Genomic DNA, 20,874 nt, shown 5'->3' with positions numbered 1-20,874 from the left:
TTACTGAACCTCCTTTGAAAATCCAATTGCCTTCAGCTCCGGAAGGGCATAAGTTTCAAGGGTGATGATGATCACTGTGGTGAGGATTCCCTCAATAATTGCAAGGGGAAGCTGAGTTGGAGCGAATACTCCTAAAAACTTAACGGCAGAAGCAAATACGCCGCCTGTTTCCGACGGATAGGCCAGCGCAAGCTGAATGCTGGTCACACAATATGTAAACAGGTCACCGATCATCGCTGCCAGGAAAATGCTGACCAGTTTGTTTACCTTCAGCATTTTTAATAATTTATAAATTCCAAAAGACACGAACGGTCCTGCAATTGCCATGGAAAAGGTATTGGCACCCAGCGTAGTAAGGCCTCCGTGAGCCAGTAATATGGCCTGAAAAACCAGCACGATCATTCCCAGGATGCTGACCGCAGACGGCCCGAACAAGATGGCTCCAAGGCCGGTTCCGGTCATATGGGAACAGCTTCCTGTTACGGACGGAATCTTTAAGGATGATATGACAAAAATAAAGGCTCCCGACATGGCCAGTATGGTGATGGTTTTCCTGTTCTCTTTAAGCCTCTTGCTGATGGAGAAAAATCCTGCTGCCAGAAACGGCACGCAAACGGCCCCCCAGGCGATACAGTATCCCACTGGAAGATACCCCTCCATAATGTGCATTCCATAAGCACTTGGAACAATTCCAAAGGCCAAGGCAAATGCGATGACTAGTTTCATGACTCTTTTTTCTTTCTTACTCATTTTCATTCTCCTTCCAATAAAATAAGCACCAAAATCCGATGATTCCCACACATCAGACAGGCGCCCACGGGTTAAATCTTTGTACAACAAAAAGACTTCCCGGCATCCGGTCATCGCTCGTAACCGGATGCGTCGCAGGCATAATTTACTTAATGAAGGCGTAGCCTGAATTTAGTAAATTAGCCGTTCGATGAACCAAAGGCGAATCGAACTTCCTTATGAAAGGCAGGTCTTCTGACTCGTGTCTCATCACAGCAGCTCTTCTTCCCGGTTTCCCAGTGATTTATTGAGCCCTGCTCCCCACTTACAGCGGCGGGACCGTAAGGGATTTGCACCCTTTTCCCTATTATCCTGCGGAGAATTTTCACAGGCACCTTTCACATAATACGATAGTATTGTAGCTGTTTATTACCTTTCTGTCAATTTCTTTGTGTTTGCAAGAGCATTTCCAGCTCTCCGGCATCTCTGGGAGCGCTCCCGCATGCTGCTATAATGCAGTGCCTCACCAGGCTGTTATAAACCTCCAAAAGAATCGGCCTTTTTAAATTGGCCTGATTTAATACTTCCTCATCCTCAAACACTTCTCTTACCGGCCCATCCGCAATGATGCGCCCTCCGGCGAAAATCACCGCCCGGTCTGCAAAACGGTATGCAAAATCCACATCATGGGTGGAAATCAGAAGAGTTTTCCCCATTTTATTCATCTTATCCAGAACACCTTCCAGCATTTCCACATTGACCGGATCCAGGGATGCCGTAGGTTCGTCAAATATGACCACCTCAGATTCCATGGCAATGATATCCGCTATGCTGACCCGCTTCTTCTCTCCTCCGCTTAAATAATGAGGAGGCCGGTCCCTCATCGAACTTAAATTCATGTATTCCAGGGCATCTTCCACCCGTTTCTTCACTTCCTCTCTTGGAAGCTTTAAATTCATAGGGCCAAATGACACCTCTGCAAACACCGTAGAAGCGATGATCTGGTTGTCCGCATCCTGAAAGACGATACCTACATTTTTTCTCAGCTCATTTAAATCCTTTTTTCCCATTTCTTTCCCACGGTAAAGAATCCTTCCGGAATCCGGACGGTATACCCCGTTTAAATTGAGAAAGCAGGTGGACTTTCCCGCACCGTTAGAACCGAGAACAACGATTTTCTCTCCCTTTCTCACAGTGATATTAATTTCCTCTAACACCTGCTTTCCCTGCCCATAAGAATAGCAAAGGTTTTCCGCCTGCAAAAGAATTTCCTCCATCTTCCCTCACCTCCTTCGTCTATTGTCTCCGCCACATAGTTAAACCATCAGACGCACCCATAACAGGACCAGAAAATAACCGGCCGCGGTCCAAAGCTGCCAGCCTTTTACCTCCTTTTCCTCCTCCAGAAACAAAAGCTCTCCGTCGTAGCAGCGGGCTGTCAGTGCATCATAATAGGTATTGGCCTTTTTTAAGGAAACAACAAACAGATTTCCAGCCGTACTTCCAAAGGATCGGCAGGAAGTCTTGAAATCGCAGTAACCAAGCCTTGATTCAGCTGCCTGCTTCATGTAACACTGGGTATCCATCATCACGAAGATAAACCGGTAAATCATGTTCATAAGCTCCAAAATCATCTTTGGAACATGAAGCCTTCGGAATACACAAATGATCTCACTTGCAGGAGTGGAAAGCACCAGCATATACATGGCGCTTAAAGCTGCCACAGCCTTTAAGATCAGTCCCAGGGCCAGCTCTGGCCCGCCTTCCGTCAGATATAAGTAGACTCCATGAACAGCAACAAGCACCCGTCCATGAGGCACCGGCGATATGTCGATGACAATGGCCGCTGTCCCCAAAAGGAGAAATGCAAGAGGGATCTTAAGCAGGGCAATATAGTTTTTCCAGGGAACCCCGCCTGCCAGAATGGTGATTGCAGCCATTGCAAAAAGCACCATTACCGACACCGTCCTGTCATTCGCCCCGATACAAAAGAACAGGGAAGCTACTGCTGTCACCGCCTTAAACTGGGGATTCCAGCCTCTCATATGGGAAGCATAGGCATAATAATCTATGGTATCAATGATTCTCACCTCCTTTCCAAGTCTGATTATACGTCATGAAGAAAAAATGCGCAATAATTCCCGAAAAACCCGCAGACACTGATACTTTCCATACCAGGCAAAAAAAAGACGCCAAAGTTCCGGCCTGGTATTTCTTTTGCCAAAACTGAGGCGTCTGCCTAAATATTTTATTCGTTCTCTTCGACCTGTTCTTCTGTCAAGGTAAATACCTGTCTCTTACGAGCCATTTCATCACTTGCCAGATACTCATCATAGGTGGTAATCTTATCAATCAGCTGTCCATTTACGATCTCAATGATACGGTTAGCTGTTGTTTCAACAATCTGATGGTCACGGGAAGAGAAAATCAGGACTCCCTGGAATTTTACCAGACCATTGTTAAGCGCTGTAATAGACTCCATATCCAGATGGTCCGTAGGCTCGTCAAGCATCAGCACATTGGCTCCGGAAATCATCAGCTTGGAAAGCATGCAGCGCACCTTTTCTCCACCGGACAATACCCGTACCTTTTTTACTCCATCCTCTCCGGCAAACAACATACGGCCAAGGAATCCGCGCACATAGGTGGCTTCCTTTTCCGGAGAATACTGGGTCAGCCAGTCAACGATGGTGTCATTGTTATCAAACTCCGCTGTGTTGTCCTTCGGAAAATAGCACTGGCTGGTGGTAAGGCCCCATTTGTAATCGCCCTCATCAGGCTCCATTTCCCCGGCAAGAATCTTGAACAGAATGGTCTTTGCCATCTCATTGGGTCCCACCAGGGCCACTTTATCCTCACGTGTTAAGGTAAAGGATATATTGTCTAAAATCTTTACTCCGTCAATGGTTTTTGATAAATTATTAACACTTAAAACCTCATTACCGATCTCTCGGGCCGGACGGAAATCAATGTATGGATATTTCCGGCTGGACGGTTTGATGTCATCCAGTTCAATCTTCTCCAGTGCCCGCTTTCTGGAAGTCGCCTGCTTGGATTTGGAAGCATTGGCGGAGAAACGCTGGATAAATTCCTGGAGTTCCTTCATCTTTTCTTCCTTTTTCCGGTTGGCTTCCTTCATCTGCTTTACCATCAGCTGGCTGGACTCATACCAGAAATCATAGTTACCTGCATAAAGCTGGATTTTTCCGTAGTCTATGTCTGCAATATGGGTGCAGACCTTATTTAAGAAGTAACGGTCATGGGAAACCACGATAACCGTATTTTCAAAGTTAATGAGGAATTCCTCAAGCCATGCGATGGCATCCAAATCCAGGTGGTTGGTAGGCTCATCAAGAAGCAGGATGTCCGGGTTCCCGAACAGAGCCTGGGCAAGAAGCACCTTAACCTTTTCCGAACCGTTTAGTTCGCTCATATATTTGTAGTGAAGATCTGTCTCGATTCCAAGGCCGTTTAAGAGGTTTGCCGCATCGGATTCCGCCTCCCAGCCGTTCATGGCAGCGAATTCTCCTTCCAGATCTGCTGCCTTGATGCCGTCTTCATCGGTAAAATCTTCTTTCATGTAGATGGCATCTTTTTCTTTCATAATCTCATAAAGTCTGACATTTCCCATGATAACGGTATCAAGCACCTGGACGCCATCGTATTTAAAGTGGTCCTGTTTTAAAAAGGAAAGTCTCTGTCCCGGTGTTATGACGATATCACCGTTTGTAGGCTCCAATTCACTGGAAAGTATCTTAAGGAAGGTAGATTTTCCAGCGCCGTTGGCGCCGATCATCCCGTAGCAGTTGCCTTCGGTAAACTTAATGTTTACCTCTTCAAACAATGCTTTTTTCCCGAGTCTTAATGTTACGTTATGTGCACTGATCATCTTAAATTCCCTTTCTGCAATCTGGTTATCGTTCGCTATTCCCTCCGGCCGCTTGACCATCCTGTTTCCAGTCCGCCTCCAGATAGCCAAAATCATCAAAATAGGGGTCCATTGGCCCCTTCTTCTGTCATCTCTATTATTGTACATGAAAATCCCGAATTTGCAAGCTCTTTCTGCACTTTACTTGCCTTACTTCAGTAAATTATGCCTGCATATTCGGGATTTTAATCAATTTTACTTTGCGGCTTCCACCCTTAAGGGGAAGTTGGATTTGCTTCCTGCGTCGTAGGTCACGGTCACATAGGTCACCTTTACCATGGCTCCGCTTCCGTTGCTGTCATCAGTGGCGGTTCCAAGCACATCGGTGTCCAGTCCCTCGCAGTTGTCCTTTATAAACCCAATCTCTTCACCGGATTCCGTTTTAATGGTAAAAGTGCTCATGGCCTGGTCTATAACACTTCCGGCCACCTCCTGCACCTTCATGTTCTGCTGCCCGTCCAACACCAGGACAGGCTTGGCATTTGAGGCATCGGAACCGGAAATTTCTCCTTTATAGATAACGGAAACTTCCACCTCTGGCTCCAGCGCATAGGAGGTCTCCACCACAGCGCCGATTAAGTCAAAATTTATTTCCTTGCCGCCGCTCTCCACGGTCATGCCTTCCAAGTTGTCTCCAACCTTTTTGACCTTGCCGATCAGAATCTTAAATTCCTCCCCATTGCCAGGCGCTTCCTGGCTTACCTCCTCTGTATTCTCAGAGCTTGGGGCAGTACTTTCCGCTACCGTATTTGATACGCTTTCCGTATTCTTTGCTGATTTTCCACAGGCCGTAAATAAAACTGCCGCACATACAGCCAACGCCATAATCCATGTCTTTTTCATAAGCATCCTCTTCTTTCTTTCCAAAATCACCTATGATTTCACATTTAGTATACCATCCGATTGTGAAAAATCTTTATCTTTTTTCTTAATTAATTATATAAATTGCCTATTATTGGTAATTTCCCGCATGAATACAAGGTTTTTTAGGCCTCCCACATCCCTAACCATCACTAACCATCACTAACCAAAAGCAGTCAAAACTAAGTATCATGCAGTCAGAAAATGATATAATTCTATAATAGACAGGCCCGGAGTACACACCGGATACCCGCCTATCCTACTCATAATCATACGGATTTCTATAATTCCCTTTCGTCTTCCTTTGGACAATGGCCAAAGCTTCCTCTCTGTTCAAGTACAACCGTCTTTCCCGCAACCGTATCCCTTTGCCTTCTCCTTACTTCACGATATACATGCCTCCATGCAGGAGTGTACAACACCCTCTATGACATGAATGTTACTCTCTATAAAATAGCAGATATCTCCGGGTCAAAACCTGTGCTTCACCTCTCATTGGATATACCTGCATTATACTATCTTTTGATGCAAAGTAAACAAATCAGATATTTTTATATATAAAATTAATTACGCTTAAGCAAAAAAGATCGACGAAAATTGCAAAAATATCTTTTAAATGGAATTTTATTGTATACTATCAATATAAAATAGTTTTAGGAAAAGGGGGTGATTCCAATGGAGAATATGCATCGTTACTGGTTAATAATGTACTGCAGAGAGGAGAAATATAATGAAAAACTATTTATGTAAAGTCATTCATATTTTCAAAAAAGGTATGTCTTTGTTTTTAATTGTCTCGTTATTGGTACAAGCAGGTTGTTTTACCACATTCGCTCAATCAGTAGACTTAACAGAAAAAATAACATATTCAATGGAAGGAACTGATGTAATCGAAAATATGGAGTTTATAGACACAGATGGAGCACGAGTAGTTATGAATCGAGTAATCCATATCAACGGAACAGCTGTGCTTACTATTACTAAAAATGGTAAGTCAACAGTTGAACATTTAAAAAATCATGATTATAATATGTTTTATGCTCTTGTAAATTCGAGTAGTGAAAATGTTGATAAAATTACACATAATAATGAATTGTTAAGAGGCGGAGATATTATCGGTTCACAGTACAAACATGTATATATTTCATCAAATAGTTACACATTTACAAATTCTGCTATTGAACAGATAGCAGTAAGTGGCGTCAGTACCGCTGCCGGTATATTAATGGGCGCTTTAGGACTGCCAGGAGCAACCGCTTTAGCAATTGCCGGTTTCGTATATACCGTTATCACTGCGCTAGCACCTTACAAAGTGGAAATCAATCAAACATTATATGAAGTACTTTTCTCATATGACAATGCGTATTATACACACTGCTATCATGAAATAATTAAATCATATGATACAGGTAATCATCTGATTGATACAAGAACAGAATACCATCAGTCCATTGGTGGATAATCATTAAATCATAGAAATGAGGTTTTTAGTATGAATAAAAAAGATACATTAATCCTAAAGGGTATTCTTCCACCATTCCTCTTTGAATTATTCATATTTCAGAGTTTTCGGTTTGCAGATTGGAGAAGTGAATTAAACTCAATAATTCAGCTTCGGATATTTTGGGGTTCATTGGCAATTGCAATCTTTTTTATTTTATATTACGTTTCTATATTTATTTGGGTAAAAAGATTCTATAATGAAGAGGATAAAAACAAGCAGCTTCTAAGAATCAGTTTATTTACTATATTAGGTTTTTTGACTTTTGCTATCAACTATTATTTATAATAAGATTTGTTATAGGGCTGTCGCATAAATGATGTACAGCCCTTTTCTTGTCTAAAACTCTCTCAGTCCCTGGGCACCCTGTCGATCAGATACATACAAAGCACATTCCAGTTCATGCCCAGCTCTTGGTTCAAAGTAATAATCCTGTCCATCAATCATCTGCCAATCAGTGACTTCGTATCCGTCCGGGTTGAAATAATGGCCGTTTATGATCTGCCAGCAGGATTTATAGTACGTAGTCTTTTTTATTATCCTTATAACCTCTCCCTTTTTGAAGACATCTGTCAGATTCGCTGATGGGTGTTTTCTTTTGCACATTGAAGTGATTTGATAAAGAGAGAGGGAGTTTCCGTTGAAAGTATGGCTGCATGTTCATCTTTACTGCTCAATTTATCACCTCTGATCAATAATGCTTTACTTTAAAGTTTTAAAGTATTATAATTTAATCAACTCTTCTTAGGGCGCTGCTTTCCCCAAAATCCGCGGTGCTCTTTTTTTATTTTGATCTTCAAAGTACTTTATTTCTTACGCCCAATGCTGTATAATTAAATTACCTCGTTTCAAAAGTCCAAGTATTTAAATTCCCCTGCTTGGACTTTCTTTATGTTAATTTATATTCTGAACATCGACCTCCTTTTTATCTTCCGGTTTCATGACCAACCTTCTTTCTCAAAAAAAGTAATAATTTTTTCAATTTTAGCCTATATTGAAAAGGTACCTTCCCTTTATATACGCCCAGGCCCCTCTCCATATCAGCCTGGGCGAATGTGTAAATATCAATTCATTTTTTTTACTTTCATAATGCCATCAATCACCAACCCTTTACATTTTGGACATTTCCTTTCAATTTCGTTCTTTGGTATCACGACATGAACGCCACATCTCACGCAAATTCTTTCCATGTTTTTATTCTCCATCAAATATCGTTTTATGTATTAGTTTATTCCATTTTGAGTATTAAAAAACTACCAACCTAATACTGATAGTTAATAATTTTCTTTGCGTATTCAATTCTGTTGGCTTCGCATTATGCTTATTATCTACACTTTGCTCAAAGTCCTTCTCTGATTGATTCCTGAGGAGTTACTTAATTTGGCTGTTTCTTATTCTAACTGTTATATCTTTTGAAATTCCAGACATGCTATTTAGATATAGCTTGCACTTTTTGTCAAGACTGATAAAAAGCATACTAAATTTAAGATAATACCATCCAAATTACTAACTATCAATATTAAGTTTTCATTGTTCCATAATACGTTAAATATTCGTTTCCTTGCTGAACTATATATGATTTTTCAGATTTATTTCTGTAAAGTATGATATTCTATTTAAGAACTGGCATCATATGTTCATACTTCGGCCGATAAAATCTTACCCAGGTTTTGTCGGCCACTCTCTATTTTTGCTTGTATTCTGGAAAATCTCAGTTTACTTGGGTAAATTACTGCATAAAAAAATCCCATGAGCGTTCCTTTCTGCTCTCTTCGTTTTCCTCAATAACAATAACGCTGAGTAATTCTCTTGGGCTTTCATTAGGCCACAATGTTGAATTGAAGTTGTTTATTAGATTTTCAGCATATACCTTTTCCGATACTGAGTTGTCGATTTCATATGTTTCTTCAATAACGTGCCCGCTCTGAATAATCTTGGTCTGCATCTTAATTTTTTCATATTTACCCTTTCTCCAGGTACTACGGGAAACTTCTAATATTGTTCGCTTTTAATTAGCATTTTTGTTCTTTTTAAGAAACACATTCTTTTCGACATTTCTCGCAAATTGTATATGTTATCATAAATAAAAAACGGAGGATATATTATGTTTAAAAAAATCAAAAGTTTCTTCTTACTGTCTCTGGCCACTATTATGATGCTTTCGTGTACTACTGTAGCATTTGCACAATCAGATCTGATGCCAGGATATAATAATAAGTATGGCAACGAAAGCTATATGTATTTTCCTGATTCTCTTTATGTAAAAGCTGGAAGTAAAGTAGTATTAAAAAGTACACTAACCACCAACGGTAGTTTTTATCAAAAAGGTCTAAAACTTAGTGGCTTTACTGTTGGCCTAGATACTGATAAAATACCTTCTGCTCGTTTCAATCTTGAAGTATTTGCTAAATCTAAAAAAAATGAAACGTTTTCCAGAACTATTAAATTTGACACTCCCGTTGACTCAGCCGCTATTAATACTCTTCCAAACTTTTATGATGACAGCTATGTTACAATTACATTAGTTGCAAGAGACGATTTATATGTTTCAAATTATTGGTTTATCAGTAATTTAAATTAATTCTTAATCTTATGCCAAGTAAATTTACTTGGCATTCTTTTTTGTAAAGAGGTATAGATAATTGCTAATTTTCAATCATGTAAAATCTTCGTTTAATGTGATTGTGATTGTGAATACTGCTTTGATGAATGTTCTTGCGAGATAACACATGAAAAGCCAACCAGAACCGTACTAAGATGCGGATGCCCCGGATTTGTTGCATTTCCCAATTTATCCGCAGTGGGCACAACCGAAACAATTACCACATTAAGTATTGACACATCTGAATTCGAACATCCCTGCGTCCAGCTTTCATTTACTGCCAATATAGGCACAGCCGTAATAGATGGCTTTCGCTTTCAAATCTTTAAACAGTGTCCAGATCAGGCCGCACCTACTCCAGTCAGTGGAATATATGATTATACAGAGCTGTTGCTACAACGGAAACTGATACCATTTATTTTACTGTATGCGATCACGATTTCTGTATGAATGAATGCTGCACTTATCTTGTCATAGTTACTGTTATAGTAACTACTGCTCTAGTATCATATATCAGTAATGCCACGCTCAGCGCTATTATTACTGACAATAGTTGCAGCTGCTCAACTTGCCGCTGAAGAATTTAATAATGTTCCCATACAATAATAATTATGGCGGGCTCATAACACACCAGAGACCCACCTATATTATCCTCATAAAAGCCCCGGGTTCCCTGAGCGAGGAATGAAGCTGTTTTGCTTTTATACCATGTGAAAAGTCATAAAGTAAAAGAAAACACCCATCGACCAAATTTCGACAGGCGCTTAGCATATATCGACCAACAAATTTCGATAAATATTTTTATAAAAAATCGGCTTTCTAGCTGTTATACCCAGCAACAGACCCTTTCAATAAACGGTGTTCCTTATACATAAGCGCAATTTATACATCTGTCTGTCAAAAATGACATGTATCTTAAATTTGTACATATATTATAAAAAATAAACAAAATCCTTTAGAGGCCACAAATGCCCATAAGTAATTTAGGTACAATCATGCAAATTGGACGAATATTGCAGGTTCACAATGCAGTGGTTGATGAAGTTTTTCTCAGTAATAGTACTACCGGATATCTGTACATTATCTACGCCAATCCTGATCCAAATGAAACCATATCCGAATCCTTAAGACTTAATGTAGACATTAACACAGTCATTCTAAATTCATTCGGCAATCACATGTTCTTATCCGACATCGAAAAAGGCATGGTGGTAGATTCCTTATTTTCACAAATTGATGAAACGCTCATTCCGCCGCAGTCTGAAGCATATTTAATCGTTGCAAGAAAATACAACCAACCGCCACTGAACTTTATTATAGATCGAATTGCAAGGGTAGATATCGATAACTCTCTTCTCTATATTGGCGACCCTAATAATACAGATAATCAAATAAAATTTAATATCAGCAATTTAACTACTATTCGCGATAAAGATAGCAACCCGGTTCCTCTTCATTCACTTCACCCTGGTTTATTAGTAGACGTAATCGTAGCTTATGCCAATTTTCAAACTGAGATCCCGCGTGAAGCTGAGGCTCTCCATGTCCAAATATTATAAATATTACTTAATGTCCAGCAGGTCTCAATCAGCCTGCTGGTTTTCTGTTTTATCCATCTCTTCCCGGCATTTTCATAAGAAGTCCAGTATTTAGGTAAAAGATCAAGCAGCATTTATTCTCTTAGTATTTTCTGCATTGTTTTACCTTTAGCTAACTCATCAATTAGTTTATCTAAATAGCGGATTTGTTGCATTAATTCATCTTCTATTTCTTCTACCCGATATCCACATATTACTCCTTTGATGAGTGAAGAATTCGGATTAATATGAGGTGCTTGTTTAAAGAACGTCTCCAGATTCACTTCATTCGTTATTTGTTGTTGTAATGAATGTTCATCATAACCGGTAAGCCAAAAAATGATTTCATTTACTTCTTCCTTTGTTCTTCCTTTTTTCTCTGCTTTTTGTATATAGAGCGGATAAATACTTGAAAAAGGCATTGTAAAAACTCGCGGTTTCTCCATTTTGAAGTTCTCCTTTGCTTTTCATAAAAACAATTGCATATTATATAAATAATCTTCACTATTAGAGTACCATCAAGCTTACCAACTATTCAATATTAAGTTTTCAATTTACCACTTTCTTTCACAAACTCTTCACAGATCTATCATATTCCCGTCACAATTCCCAGGTATATTAATAAATGTAAAGAGGCCAATAACCCTTTTAAATAAAACTTTTTTTCATACAGCCGGCAGGATTCCCCGATCTTGCCGGCTCCTCCCTTTTATGGGGACTCTTTCTGTAACTCTTTCAAATATTCTACCAAGGCGGACCGATTTGTGTTGCATGCATTCTCTTTAAGCGGTTTAATTACGCAATTAGAATACGAACTATTTTCAACAGAAGATCAACATATGCAGCGGATAATTGTGGAGCCGAAAGATGCCGTAAGATGCGAAGACGTACAAGCCGCAATAAAACACAGTAATAAATGGCGCTTCTGCTGTAGGTTATTAACAAACAGCAAAAAACAGACCCTTGAAACATGCATAAGCAAAGTTTTCCAAGGGTTTGGTAAAAATCTTTATATTTTTATATATCAAATTTCTATAGAATTTGTAGAGAGTATCTTTTCGATCAACCTTCCCCATACCTACCAAGAAAGCTCTGGGTCCGCACATTGCTGGAGGAAAATACTTCTTCCGGCGTTCCCTCCTCTACGATCACTCCGTCAGCCATAAAGATGATCCTGTCAGAAATATCCCTGGCAAAAGCCATTTCATGGGTCACAATGACCATGGTAATGTGCATGTCGGCAAGGGATTTAATGACCTTTAGTACCTCTCCCGTAAGCTCCGGATCCAGGGCAGAAGTCGGTTCATCAAAAAACAGGATTCTGGGATTTAAGGCAAGAGCCCTTGCTATGGCCACCCGCTGGCACTGTCCTCCGGAAAGCTGGCAGGGATATGCTTCTGCCTTATCCTCCAGCCCCATCTTCTTAAGAAGCTCCTTTGCCTCGGAAAAAACCTCTTCCTTATCCCGTTTCTGCACGTGGATCGGTGCATCGGTAATATTTTTTATAACCGTCATATGGGGAAATAAATGAAAGTTCTGGAACACCAGGCCGTAATTCTTCTGTATTTCCTTTCGTTTTTCCCCTTTGGCATAAACAGCCATTCCATCGGGCCCATTCCATGCGGCCTTTTCTCCCAGATAGTTAAGTTCTCCCCCATCCATCTGTTCCAGCATAGTAGCGCACCGGAGCAGGGTGGATTTTCCCGAACCGGATGGACCGATGATGGATACGATCTCGCCTTCCTCTACCGACAGGGAAATATCCCGAAGTACGCCCTGGCCATCAAACGCTTTTTTCACATGGTTCATTTCCAGTAAATACATCTTTTCTTCCTCCTATTGATAATAGTTCATCCGCTTTTCTATGTATTCCATCCCTACTGCAACAATAAGGTTAAAAATATAATAGAACAAGCCTGCCGCTACAAAGGGAATAAGGCTGGTCTGGGAAGAGGCCAGGGCCTTGGCAACTGCGAACATCTCTAAAACGCTGATGGTAAAAGCCAGGGAGGTGTCTTTAACCAGGGTAATGACCTCATTGGTCACAGATGGTAGAATCCGCTTCACCACCTGGGGAAATATGATGCGGAAAAAGGTCTGGGTTTTCGTATAGCCTAGAAGCTTTGCAGCCTCATACTGTCCCACCGGCATGGACTGGATCCCGCTCCGGTATATTTCCGCAAAATACGCTGCATAGTTGATGACAAAGCCGATGAATGCGGCCCAGAGGCGGTACCCATTCCCCACCTTCATGCCAAATAAATAGTAGGGGCCGAAATACACCACCATAAGCTGCAGCATCAATGGAGTTCCCCTCATGACTGAAATATAGAATTTAACAATGGCCTGTATGACAGTGTTTTTCGACATCCTTCCAAAGGATACCAACAGTCCCAGGGGCAGAGAAAAGACCAGCGTCACCACAAATATCTGGATGCTGACCCACATTCCCCCTGCCAATTGTGAAAATATCTTCGTTAAAGCCATGATTTCTCCTCCATGTTTTCAAAAATGAGGTCCGGCCCATGAATGCGGGACCGGAACCCATTTTACCTTTATTTATTAACCGTGGTTACATCCTTACCGAACCATTTCTCCGAGATCTTTTTAAGGGTCCCGTCAGCCGCCATAGCGTCTAACTGTTCCTGAACCTGATCCCTTAAAGTGTCATTGCCTTTCTTAAAGCCTACACCATATTCTTCAGCAGCAAGGGCTTCATCCAATATAATAAAATCCGCTTTCCTCTGCTCGATCTGATACCCAGCCACTATCACATCCATTGCAATGGCATCCACCGCTCCCATCTCCAGGTCCATAAACGCGGTGTTGTAATCCGGCGTTGTCTGAAGGGTTCCAAAGGTCCCGGAGAGCTTCTCATCCGCCTGCAGCGCCTTTTCTGCGGAGGAATCCGCCTGAACCTCAACGATCTTTCCTGATAGATCTGCCAACGTCTTGATGCCGGAATCCTTTCCTACCACAAACACCTGGCTGTTTTCCATATAGGGTTTTGTCCAGGTATAGCCTTCCTCACGACCTGTAATGGTAAAGCCATTCCAGATGCAGTCAATATTTCCGGATTCCAGCTCCATGTCCTTGGCATCCCATGCAATGGGCTGGGGAACAAATTTCCTGCCAAGGCGGTTTGCCACCTCCTGCGCCAGCTCTAAATCAAAGCCGGTATATTCTCCGTTATCTCCAACAAAGCCCATGGGCGGAAAATCCTGGTCAAATCCTACGATTAATGCATTGGCAGCCGATTCTGTTTCCTTTCCGGTCTCTTTTGCTGTTGATGCAGCGGTATCGGAAGCCGCAGAAGCCGTAACTCCGCTCTTTTGCCCGGAACAGCCGCCAAGCAGGACTGCTGCTCCTAACACTGCTGCTATTATAATTTCTTTTTTCATAATTGCATCCTCCTCTTATTTCATGTGTTACCATGGTAGCATACTAAAGTATTTCTGTAAAGAAGAAATTTGCAGTTAAAAAAATCAAAATTAAAGAAAGAACAAAAATAAAACCAGGAGGATAATTGCGGCAACAGCTCCCGCCAGGAAAACAGGGCTTGCCGTACTTTCCCTTCCTCTGGGAGACTGCTCCGGTTCCGCAAGCATTCCCCAAGGGCTAAGCTCCATGATTCCTAAGGGAATCCCGCCTAAATCCTCTCTTCCCATAAAAGACAAAAATTCTTTCCAATCCCGTTCTACAATCCGTTTTCCCTCTTTCCAGTCCTCCCTTGAATCCTTTTTCTCCTTTGTAAAAAAAGATCCGGAATCTTCCCTGTCTTCCAGGTATTCTTTTTTCTTTAAGAACTGCTGATAGGCATGTCTTATCCCCTTGTTTACAGTCTCCCGCAGATCCCTGGTGGTCTGATAGAGGTTCATCATATAATAATAAATCTTGTAAGCAGCCCTGGGCTGGAAGGGGGTATTTCTGCCCCCATACCTTTTCATGGCGCCCTCAGACTGCTTAAAGGCCTCCTGTATGTAGAAATCGATCATCCGGTCAACCGCCTCCCTAAGGTCAGAAGTCAGTCCTTTATTGATCCCGGAATAAGCTCCAAAGGTTTGGGATTTAATTGCCATTAATGCGGCCAGAAACCCGTAAAGCTCCTCACTTCCTCCGGAGAGCCCGGAGGCCCTTAATAAATTGCCCCTGTGGTTCATATACCCGGCAAAATCCTCGGCCGATTCAAGATCAGCAGGAGAATAAACCGTATTCTTTCCCATGGAGGAAATGGAGGCCTGGACGCCATGGGCCGTCTTACTCCCTGGGTATCCGTTTCCTTCCAGAACAGACAGGGGGATCTCTCTTCGCATCCGCCAGGTAAACCGGGGATCATTCTTTATCCGTCCCTCTCCGGCTGGCTGATAGATCATTCCCTGTTCTGCTTCATTTCCAGATTCATTTACAAGAGTTCTAATGCTGCCCTGGTTTAATTTAACCGTATCTCTGGCATTTTCCGTCTGATCCTTAAAAACCCTTTCCAGCTCCGCACTGCTTAAAGTATATCCTGTAATGCTGCGGTAAAGGGCAGCCTTTAAGGCAGCCATGGAGCTTTTGGATCCAAAACTTCCAAAGAGGGATTCCAGTTCCCCCATGCGCCCCACCAGCACTTTTATTAGAATATCCGATAAAGCGGCTTCCAGCAAGGCAAGCTGATCCTCCTGCACTCTTGCTGTGGTATTCTCAAGGATTGCCTGCAGCAGCTCCTTATAAATCGCTGCAAGTCCTTCCAGTTCCTCAGGGAAAGGCTTTATGACAGACGGACCCCACGCCAGGATGTCCTCCCATGCCAGTTCGGCTTCTTCTTTTCCCCACATTTTATCAAGATCAGAAAGCTCGTCAGGGCTTAGCTTATAATAGGCGCTTTCATCTGACAGGGCGGCAGTATCCCGGGCCGGTCTGGTTTCCCTCCTGTCCTCACCGCCTTCCTCGCTCCTTTTCTCACGGTTCTCCTCGACGCTTCGGCTCAGCTCTTCCATGAACCGTTCGCCGGCCTCGATCCTTCCCTTTATGTCCGCTTCCACCACAGCACGCTGAATGTCCGCGGCCGCAGGCTCGCTTTTGGGAGCTGCGGCAGACGACGGATCCTGTACCTTTATCTCCATGTTTTCGCCCCCTCTTAGCTCCTTTCACAAAAGGTCTTATTGATAGGTAAAAATCAGTCTTTTTCATCCTGGAAAACGATCCTGCCTCCGCAGATGGTATATTTCACCTTTCCGAATAATTTTTCTCCTGTAAATGGAGAATTGGAAGACTTAGAAGCATATTCTCCTACTGTCCATTCCTCATTGGGGTCAAAAATCACCAGATCCGCATCGCTTCCATCCTTTATGCATCCAAAATCCAGCCGGTACAGCTTCGAAGGATTTAAGCTCATCTTTTCCATCAGCTTCATCATAGTTAAATGTCCGGGCCGGACTAAATTTGTCACTCCCAGTCCCAGTGCGGTTTCAAGTCCGATGATCCCGCTTGGAGCCTCGGTCAGCTGCTTTGACTTTTCCTCGGTACTGTGAGGAGCGTGGTCCGTTGCAATGATATCAATGCTTCCGTCCTTTAATCCCTGGATAATGGCCTTGCGGTCCTCTTCCGTACGAAGGGGTGGATTCATTTTCGCCATGGTTCCATGCTTTAATACCGCTTCCTCTGTCAGGGTGAAATGATGGGGGGTTACCTCCGCATGCACATGGGCACCCAGCTCCTTTGCAAGCTTCACCATCTTAACTGAGGCGGCGGAGCTGATATGCTGGATATCCACCGCCGCACCGGTATGGAGGGCAATCATGCAGTCCCTGGCAACAAGGCAGTCCTCCGCCAATGCCGGGGAACCAAAGATTCCAAGCTGATCGGATACTTTCCCATGGTTGATCCCATTGTTTATGATAAAAGCAGGGTCCTCCTCATGAAAGCTCAATGGAACATTCAGCTTTGCCGCCCGCTCCATGGCCTCCTTTACCAGCTTCTCGTCAAGGAGAGGAATCCCGTCATCGGTAAATCCCACCGCTCCATTGGCCTTTAATTCCTCCATATCCGTCAGTTCTCTTCCACGAAGACCCCTGGATACGGCTGCTGCCTGCAGCACATGAATGCCTGTCTTTTTCCCTTCCCGCATCACATATTGAAGGGTTTCCACGTTGTCCACGGGAGGCTTCGTATTTGCCATACAGACTACTGCGGTAAATCCACCTTTTGCCGCCGCTCTGGCTCCGGTCTGGATATCCTCCTTATAAGTAAGACCAGGATCCCTGAAATGGACATGGACATCAACAAACCCCGGGGCAACGATAAAACCGGAAGCGTCGATTACTACATCCTCCTTTGAAACGGGAAGGGCATCCAGCTTAAGCCGTTCTCCCATACCGGCAATCTTCCCATCTGCAATGCAGATATCCATATTTCCTTCTACCTGGTTCCCAGGGTCCACTACATGAGCATTTTTAATCCATATCATCTTCTATTCCTACCTTTCTCTCTTATCTATCGTCCGCTTCCTCCTGTTTCTTTGCAGCAAATTTAAAAAATTTCTGGGGCAGCTCAAAAACAAATACAATTCCAAGTACAATGGCAACCGCTACCTTACACGCAAGAAAACCGGTCCGGACCGCCAGTGCAAGTTCATCGGTCACAATATAATAAGCCGTCCAGTATATTCCCGCCCCAGGTACCAGGGGAAATATACCGGATATTAAAAATATAGTGACAGGGCAACGTAACCTTACGGCAAAAGTCCTGGAAAGAAAAATCACCACAATGGTGGCCGCCAAAGCGGCGGTTGGAGCCGTCAGGCCATTCATAAGTCCCCCATAGACCAGCCAGCCAGCTCCGCCAATCAACCCGCAATAAGGATAAAACCTGGCGGGAACCCCAAACAAAAGTGAAAAGGCAACCGTTCCCACTACCGCCGCGGCTGCTTGCATAACCACGCTCATAGAAGCACACCTCCCGTCAGCCGGTGGAACAGGCTGAAGACCAGTCCAACACCCATGGCGATACTGAAAAATACCAGCAGTGCATCAAGCATCCGGACAGAGCCGGAGATATAATCCCCGTCAGCAATATCCCGGATGGCATTGGTAAAGGCAACCCCCGGAATCAAAGGCATGATAGAACCGATGATCATGAAATTCAAATTCTCCCCAAAATGAAGCAAATAAAGAACCGTACACAAAAAAGTGACCAGGGCTCCTCCTCCGATGTTTCCTACGATCCTGGAGAGATGGGGAGCGCTTAGAAAGATCACATATACATATAGGAGAATCCCGGCGCCAAAGGCCGATATGCTGTCTCTTAAGGTTCCTCCAAACAGAAAGCAAAAACAGGCGCTTCCAAGGCCGGAAGCGAGGATCTGCATGGTTTTTGGTTTTCCCTGCATAGCACGGATCTGATCCAGCCGGTGTTTCACATCACCAGGGCTTAAGATACCTATCTCAATTTCCCTGGAAAGCTGGTTTACTGCCGCTACCCGGTCCAAATGGGTCCCGCTCACAGGAATATGCTGGACCTTTGCAAATATTTCTTCTATCTCACTTCCTGAGGTCATAAAAATCCCATTGCTGAGAACAAAGAAATTCCCGGACCGGATTCCATAGTGGCAGCAGATGCGTTCCATGGTCTCCTCCACCCGGAAGATCTCCGCCCCATTTTCCAATAGAATATGGCCTGCCTGCATGGCGGCCTCTAATACCTCTCTCTGCTCCTCAGGGGCCAGCTCTCCTGGCTGTTCCTTTTCGTTTTCCATAAAAGCCTGTCTCCTACCCTATTTCAAAGCATTCCCCGTCTTCGCGGATCACCATAATCCGGTCCCGGTAAGGGGTTGAAATATCCATGTCCTTTAACCTGCCGATCACAGAAAAATCCCCCCAGAAGTGCATGGGAAATGCATGGCTTACCCGGGTTTTTCCCATAAATTCGTCAAAGCCCAGAGAAAAGGCCTTCTCCTGCCTGGGATCCAGCGGAAGAAAAGCAGCATCTATGTGCATGCCTGACAGCTTGTCCACTTCTTCGGAATACTGCTTTGCCATTTGGTCATTCCAGCTTTCCGGTTCCCCTTCCCATCTCCAGTTGTTTAAATCTCCGGCATGGTAAATGACCTTTCCTTCCGCTTTTACAAGGAATGCAACACCTTCATCGGTGGAGCGGAGAGTGAGAACCTCTGCATCCGCCTTTTGTTCCTCCGGGACGGGGCCTGTGAGATTCCCTTCTGAAATGGAAAAACCGTTCCTTTCCCCTGGCTTCATAAAGACCACCTCATCGAGAAGCTCTTTGGGCAGCCGTCCTTTTGGGATATCATCCGATAGGATATACCTGGTTTTCTCATGCTCCTTTATAAGCTCCAGGATTTTTTCAGAATAATGATCCCCGTGACGGTGGCTTACAAATACCAGCAGAGGTTTCTTATCATTAATCTTTGGCAGAGTACCCTCTGTGTAATCAAACAGCAGGGTTACTGTCTCAAGCTCCGCCAGAAATGCGCTATGATGGATATAGGTGATTTTCATTGGAAAAGGCCTCCTTTTTTATGGCTATTGGGAAAATTATATCACAACAGCTATCACTCTGCATAGCAGGTGAACGCAAAAAAAGCGGGGACAATTGTCCCCGCTCCGTAAATTTGGCATTTCTGACCTAACCGGTAATCCTGCCTATTAGTTTGCAGCTTTTGTAGATTCTACTTCTGCCTTTGCAGATTCTGTTTCTACTTCATCTGCTGCTGCATCTTCGTTGCTCTCTTCTTCAGAAGACTCTTCTAAAGTAACTTCTTCTGTATCGGACTCTTCTACAACTTCTTTAGACTCGTTATCTGTTGTAACTTCTTCTGTTGTAGCCTCTGTTGTAACAGTAGCCTCTGTTGCTGCTGTTGTCTCAGCAGACTTAGTGCTTCCACATGCAGAGATAGATGCCATTGTTAATACGGCTACGCCTGTAAGTACCAGTTTTTTTGCTGTTAATTTCATAATTATTCTCCTCCTTGCGACTACATAGGTATTATTGTTTCATGTTCTGTCGCGGTTTCATGTTGTCATATGACCCTGAAACTGAGTCCAAGTTTAACACCTTAGGAAAATAAAGTCAATGATTCCAAAACGCTTTTTCCCCCAGGCAAAAACAGGCAAAATCTAAAAATTAATCACAACTGCCGCCGGATGGTCTCATGATAAATTATGAAATTGTACTCTTGTATTTTTATTATTTCACTGGTTTCAATTTTGTCCACTCTGAAAAAATCACAATAATTATCCTTAAATCAATAAATACTTTGTTTAATTTTACTAACCGTTTCCCGGCAAAATTGGAAACTCAGGTGGTCAGATCAAAGCTTTCTCCTATCATCCGCCTGATGTCTTCCTCCGGTACGGATCCGTCAAGAAGGACTGTGTTCCAATATTTTTTATTTAAATGGTATCCTGGAAGCACGCCGGAAAATGCATTTCTCCAAAATTCCACCCACTCCGGATCACATTTTAAATTAATACAGGCAAGCCCATCCCGTTCATAGATCCAGGCAAACACCTTTTTGTTTTTGCTGTGCCGGATAACTGCCCACTGGTGGTCACGAAAGGGATAATCTTCGTAAACATCAGGATAGCTTAAGCAGTAAGTAATCAGTTCCACTTTGGTTTTCATCATAATCTCCCCCTTCCTTCCCCTTGTCCATTGCAGGCAGGACTAATACCTGCTA

General features: G+C 43.0%; 23 protein-coding genes, 1 pseudogene and 1 riboswitch. Of the genes and pseudogenes, 6 read left to right on the top strand and 18 right to left on the bottom strand.

The window, feature by feature from the left end; all coding sequences use genetic code 11:
* From AC27IJ_RS22590 to AC27IJ_RS22570, 5 genes are all read right to left on the bottom strand, one after another.
* Window positions 1-750, bottom strand: a complete 750-nt coding sequence (locus AC27IJ_RS22590; protein ID WP_312440945.1) for an energy-coupling factor ABC transporter permease — start codon at window positions 748-750, stop codon at window positions 1-3.
* A gap of 207 nt (window positions 751-957) precedes the next feature.
* Window positions 958-1,143, bottom strand: a riboswitch (cobalamin riboswitch).
* 26 nt (window positions 1,144-1,169) lie between these two features.
* Complete coding sequence (locus AC27IJ_RS22585) at window positions 1,170-2,006, bottom strand: energy-coupling factor ABC transporter ATP-binding protein (RefSeq protein ID WP_487150897.1); 837 nt, start codon at window positions 2,004-2,006, stop codon at window positions 1,170-1,172.
* 39 nt (window positions 2,007-2,045) lie between these two features.
* A complete protein-coding gene (gene cbiQ, locus AC27IJ_RS22580) occupies window positions 2,046-2,819 on the bottom strand; it encodes a cobalt ECF transporter T component CbiQ (protein WP_487150895.1) in 774 nt (257 codons plus the stop codon).
* Window positions 2,820-2,977: 158 nt separating this feature from the next.
* The gene (locus AC27IJ_RS22575) at window positions 2,978-4,618 is read right to left on the bottom strand and encodes an ABC-F family ATP-binding cassette domain-containing protein (RefSeq protein WP_312441414.1); all 1,641 of its coding nucleotides are present in this window, start codon (window positions 4,616-4,618) and stop codon (window positions 2,978-2,980) included.
* Window positions 4,619-4,852: 234 nt separating this feature from the next.
* Window positions 4,853-5,500, bottom strand: coding sequence for a hypothetical protein (locus AC27IJ_RS22570; RefSeq protein ID WP_313258181.1), 648 nt, complete (start codon window positions 5,498-5,500; stop codon window positions 4,853-4,855).
* A gap of 748 nt (window positions 5,501-6,248) precedes the next feature.
* On the opposite strand from AC27IJ_RS22570, the gene AC27IJ_RS22565 reads away from it, so the two are divergent.
* Together AC27IJ_RS22565 and AC27IJ_RS22560 are read left to right on the top strand one after the other, a co-directional pair.
* A complete protein-coding gene (locus AC27IJ_RS22565; RefSeq protein ID WP_312440941.1) occupies window positions 6,249-6,980 on the top strand; it encodes a Tat pathway signal sequence in 732 nt (243 codons plus the stop codon).
* A gap of 30 nt (window positions 6,981-7,010) precedes the next feature.
* Window positions 7,011-7,307: a hypothetical protein gene (locus AC27IJ_RS22560; RefSeq protein WP_312440940.1), complete on the top strand. Its 297-nt coding sequence runs from the start codon at window positions 7,011-7,013 to the stop codon at window positions 7,305-7,307.
* Between the two features lie 51 nt (window positions 7,308-7,358).
* Here AC27IJ_RS22560 and AC27IJ_RS22555 read toward each other — a convergent pair whose 3' ends face one another.
* Together AC27IJ_RS22555 and AC27IJ_RS22550 are read right to left on the bottom strand one after the other, a co-directional pair.
* A complete protein-coding gene (locus tag AC27IJ_RS22555) occupies window positions 7,359-7,625 on the bottom strand; it encodes a hypothetical protein (RefSeq protein WP_312440939.1) in 267 nt (88 codons plus the stop codon).
* Between the two features lie 1,123 nt (window positions 7,626-8,748).
* Window positions 8,749-8,964, bottom strand: coding sequence for a hypothetical protein (locus tag AC27IJ_RS22550; RefSeq protein WP_312502403.1), 216 nt, complete (start codon window positions 8,962-8,964; stop codon window positions 8,749-8,751).
* A gap of 159 nt (window positions 8,965-9,123) precedes the next feature.
* On the opposite strand from AC27IJ_RS22550, the gene AC27IJ_RS22545 reads away from it, so the two are divergent.
* The 4 genes and pseudogenes from AC27IJ_RS22545 (at window position 9,124) to AC27IJ_RS22530 (ending at window position 11,180) form a co-directional block, all read left to right on the top strand.
* Window positions 9,124-9,600 (top strand): hypothetical protein, encoded by a 477-nt coding sequence (locus AC27IJ_RS22545; protein ID WP_312502405.1) that lies wholly within the window; start codon window positions 9,124-9,126, stop codon window positions 9,598-9,600.
* A 141-nt stretch (window positions 9,601-9,741) separates the two neighbouring features.
* Window positions 9,742-10,071 (top strand): DUF4489 domain-containing protein, encoded by a 330-nt coding sequence (locus AC27IJ_RS22540; RefSeq protein WP_442913802.1) that lies wholly within the window; start codon window positions 9,742-9,744, stop codon window positions 10,069-10,071.
* Window positions 10,029-10,199 (top strand): annotated as a pseudogene (locus AC27IJ_RS22535) (DUF4489 domain-containing protein); the annotation flags it as partial. The gene AC27IJ_RS22540 and the pseudogene AC27IJ_RS22535, both read left to right, overlap by 43 nt.
* A gap of 390 nt (window positions 10,200-10,589) precedes the next feature.
* A complete protein-coding gene (locus AC27IJ_RS22530) occupies window positions 10,590-11,180 on the top strand; it encodes a hypothetical protein (protein ID WP_312440937.1) in 591 nt (196 codons plus the stop codon).
* Window positions 11,181-11,293: 113 nt separating this feature from the next.
* Here the strand turns inward: AC27IJ_RS22530 and AC27IJ_RS22525 are convergent, their stop codons facing one another.
* The 11 genes from AC27IJ_RS22525 to AC27IJ_RS22475 all read right to left on the bottom strand — a co-directional run bounded on the left by AC27IJ_RS22525 (window position 11,294) and on the right by AC27IJ_RS22475 (window position 20,819).
* Complete coding sequence (locus AC27IJ_RS22525; protein WP_312440936.1) at window positions 11,294-11,644, bottom strand: DUF2200 domain-containing protein; 351 nt, start codon at window positions 11,642-11,644, stop codon at window positions 11,294-11,296.
* 616 nt (window positions 11,645-12,260) lie between these two features.
* Window positions 12,261-13,022, bottom strand: a complete 762-nt coding sequence (locus AC27IJ_RS22520) for an amino acid ABC transporter ATP-binding protein (RefSeq protein ID WP_312440935.1) — start codon at window positions 13,020-13,022, stop codon at window positions 12,261-12,263.
* A 12-nt stretch (window positions 13,023-13,034) separates the two neighbouring features.
* Complete coding sequence (locus AC27IJ_RS22515) at window positions 13,035-13,685, bottom strand: amino acid ABC transporter permease (protein ID WP_312440934.1); 651 nt, start codon at window positions 13,683-13,685, stop codon at window positions 13,035-13,037.
* A 68-nt stretch (window positions 13,686-13,753) separates the two neighbouring features.
* Complete coding sequence (locus AC27IJ_RS22510; RefSeq protein WP_312440933.1) at window positions 13,754-14,599, bottom strand: amino acid ABC transporter substrate-binding protein; 846 nt, start codon at window positions 14,597-14,599, stop codon at window positions 13,754-13,756.
* Between the two features lie 90 nt (window positions 14,600-14,689).
* Entirely contained in the window at window positions 14,690-16,303 is a 1,614-nt protein-coding gene (locus AC27IJ_RS22505) for a hypothetical protein (protein WP_487150890.1), read from the bottom strand.
* A 53-nt stretch (window positions 16,304-16,356) separates the two neighbouring features.
* The gene (locus tag AC27IJ_RS22500) at window positions 16,357-17,646 is read right to left on the bottom strand and encodes a dihydroorotase (protein WP_487150888.1); all 1,290 of its coding nucleotides are present in this window, start codon (window positions 17,644-17,646) and stop codon (window positions 16,357-16,359) included.
* A 22-nt stretch (window positions 17,647-17,668) separates the two neighbouring features.
* Window positions 17,669-18,124 carry a threonine/serine exporter family protein gene (locus tag AC27IJ_RS22495; RefSeq protein WP_312440929.1) on the bottom strand — a complete coding sequence of 152 codons (456 nt, stop codon included), beginning with the start codon at window positions 18,122-18,124 and terminating at the stop codon, window positions 17,669-17,671.
* Window positions 18,121-18,933, bottom strand: a complete 813-nt coding sequence (locus tag AC27IJ_RS22490) for a threonine/serine exporter family protein (protein ID WP_312440928.1) — start codon at window positions 18,931-18,933, stop codon at window positions 18,121-18,123. The genes AC27IJ_RS22495 and AC27IJ_RS22490 overlap by 4 nt, the downstream gene beginning before the upstream one ends.
* A 13-nt stretch (window positions 18,934-18,946) precedes the next feature.
* Window positions 18,947-19,693: an MBL fold metallo-hydrolase gene (locus AC27IJ_RS22485; protein ID WP_312440927.1), complete on the bottom strand. Its 747-nt coding sequence runs from the start codon at window positions 19,691-19,693 to the stop codon at window positions 18,947-18,949.
* Between the two features lie 147 nt (window positions 19,694-19,840).
* Window positions 19,841-20,149, bottom strand: a complete 309-nt coding sequence (locus tag AC27IJ_RS22480; protein ID WP_312440926.1) for a hypothetical protein — start codon at window positions 20,147-20,149, stop codon at window positions 19,841-19,843.
* Between the two features lie 343 nt (window positions 20,150-20,492).
* Window positions 20,493-20,819 carry an MmcQ/YjbR family DNA-binding protein gene (locus AC27IJ_RS22475; protein WP_312441412.1) on the bottom strand — a complete coding sequence of 109 codons (327 nt, stop codon included), beginning with the start codon at window positions 20,817-20,819 and terminating at the stop codon, window positions 20,493-20,495.
* Window positions 20,820-20,874: the final 55 nt, after the last annotated feature.

It is taken from the genome of Lacrimispora sp. YZC11 (assembly GCF_057543815.1).
Note: the sequence above shows the minus strand (reverse complement) of the source record. Positions and strands in the feature narration are given on the sequence as shown.

Bases quoted from the DNA above. Each gene is read 5' to 3' on its own strand.
- AC27IJ_RS22590 (WP_312440945.1), bottom strand. From the start codon at position 750: ATGAGTAAGAAAGAAAAAAGAGTCATGAAACTAGTCATCGCATTTGCC.
- AC27IJ_RS22585 (WP_487150897.1), bottom strand. From the start codon at position 2,006: ATGGAGGAAATTCTTTTGCAGGCGGAAAACCTTTGCTATTCTTATGGG.
- AC27IJ_RS22575 (WP_312441414.1), bottom strand. From the start codon at position 4,618: ATGATCAGTGCACATAACGTAACATTAAGACTCGGGAAAAAAGCATTG.
- AC27IJ_RS22570 (WP_313258181.1), bottom strand. From the start codon at position 5,500: ATGAAAAAGACATGGATTATGGCGTTGGCTGTATGTGCGGCAGTTTTA.
- AC27IJ_RS22565 (WP_312440941.1), top strand. From the start codon at position 6,249: ATGAAAAACTATTTATGTAAAGTCATTCATATTTTCAAAAAAGGTATG.
- AC27IJ_RS22560 (WP_312440940.1), top strand. From the start codon at position 7,011: ATGAATAAAAAAGATACATTAATCCTAAAGGGTATTCTTCCACCATTC.
- AC27IJ_RS22555 (WP_312440939.1), bottom strand. From the start codon at position 7,625: ATGTGCAAAAGAAAACACCCATCAGCGAATCTGACAGATGTCTTCAAA.
- AC27IJ_RS22550 (WP_312502403.1), bottom strand. From the start codon at position 8,964: ATGCAGACCAAGATTATTCAGAGCGGGCACGTTATTGAAGAAACATAT.
- AC27IJ_RS22545 (WP_312502405.1), top strand. From the start codon at position 9,124: ATGTTTAAAAAAATCAAAAGTTTCTTCTTACTGTCTCTGGCCACTATT.
- AC27IJ_RS22530 (WP_312440937.1), top strand. From the start codon at position 10,590: ATGCCCATAAGTAATTTAGGTACAATCATGCAAATTGGACGAATATTG.
- AC27IJ_RS22525 (WP_312440936.1), bottom strand. From the start codon at position 11,644: ATGGAGAAACCGCGAGTTTTTACAATGCCTTTTTCAAGTATTTATCCG.
- AC27IJ_RS22520 (WP_312440935.1), bottom strand. From the start codon at position 13,022: ATGTATTTACTGGAAATGAACCATGTGAAAAAAGCGTTTGATGGCCAG.
- AC27IJ_RS22515 (WP_312440934.1), bottom strand. From the start codon at position 13,685: ATGGCTTTAACGAAGATATTTTCACAATTGGCAGGGGGAATGTGGGTC.
- AC27IJ_RS22510 (WP_312440933.1), bottom strand. From the start codon at position 14,599: ATGAAAAAAGAAATTATAATAGCAGCAGTGTTAGGAGCAGCAGTCCTG.
- AC27IJ_RS22505 (WP_487150890.1), bottom strand. From the start codon at position 16,303: ATGGAGATAAAGGTACAGGATCCGTCGTCTGCCGCAGCTCCCAAAAGC.
- AC27IJ_RS22500 (WP_487150888.1), bottom strand. From the start codon at position 17,646: ATGATATGGATTAAAAATGCTCATGTAGTGGACCCTGGGAACCAGGTA.
- AC27IJ_RS22495 (WP_312440929.1), bottom strand. From the start codon at position 18,124: ATGAGCGTGGTTATGCAAGCAGCCGCGGCGGTAGTGGGAACGGTTGCC.
- AC27IJ_RS22490 (WP_312440928.1), bottom strand. From the start codon at position 18,933: ATGGAAAACGAAAAGGAACAGCCAGGAGAGCTGGCCCCTGAGGAGCAG.
- AC27IJ_RS22485 (WP_312440927.1), bottom strand. From the start codon at position 19,693: ATGAAAATCACCTATATCCATCATAGCGCATTTCTGGCGGAGCTTGAG.
- AC27IJ_RS22480 (WP_312440926.1), bottom strand. From the start codon at position 20,149: ATGAAATTAACAGCAAAAAAACTGGTACTTACAGGCGTAGCCGTATTA.
- AC27IJ_RS22475 (WP_312441412.1), bottom strand. From the start codon at position 20,819: ATGAAAACCAAAGTGGAACTGATTACTTACTGCTTAAGCTATCCTGAT.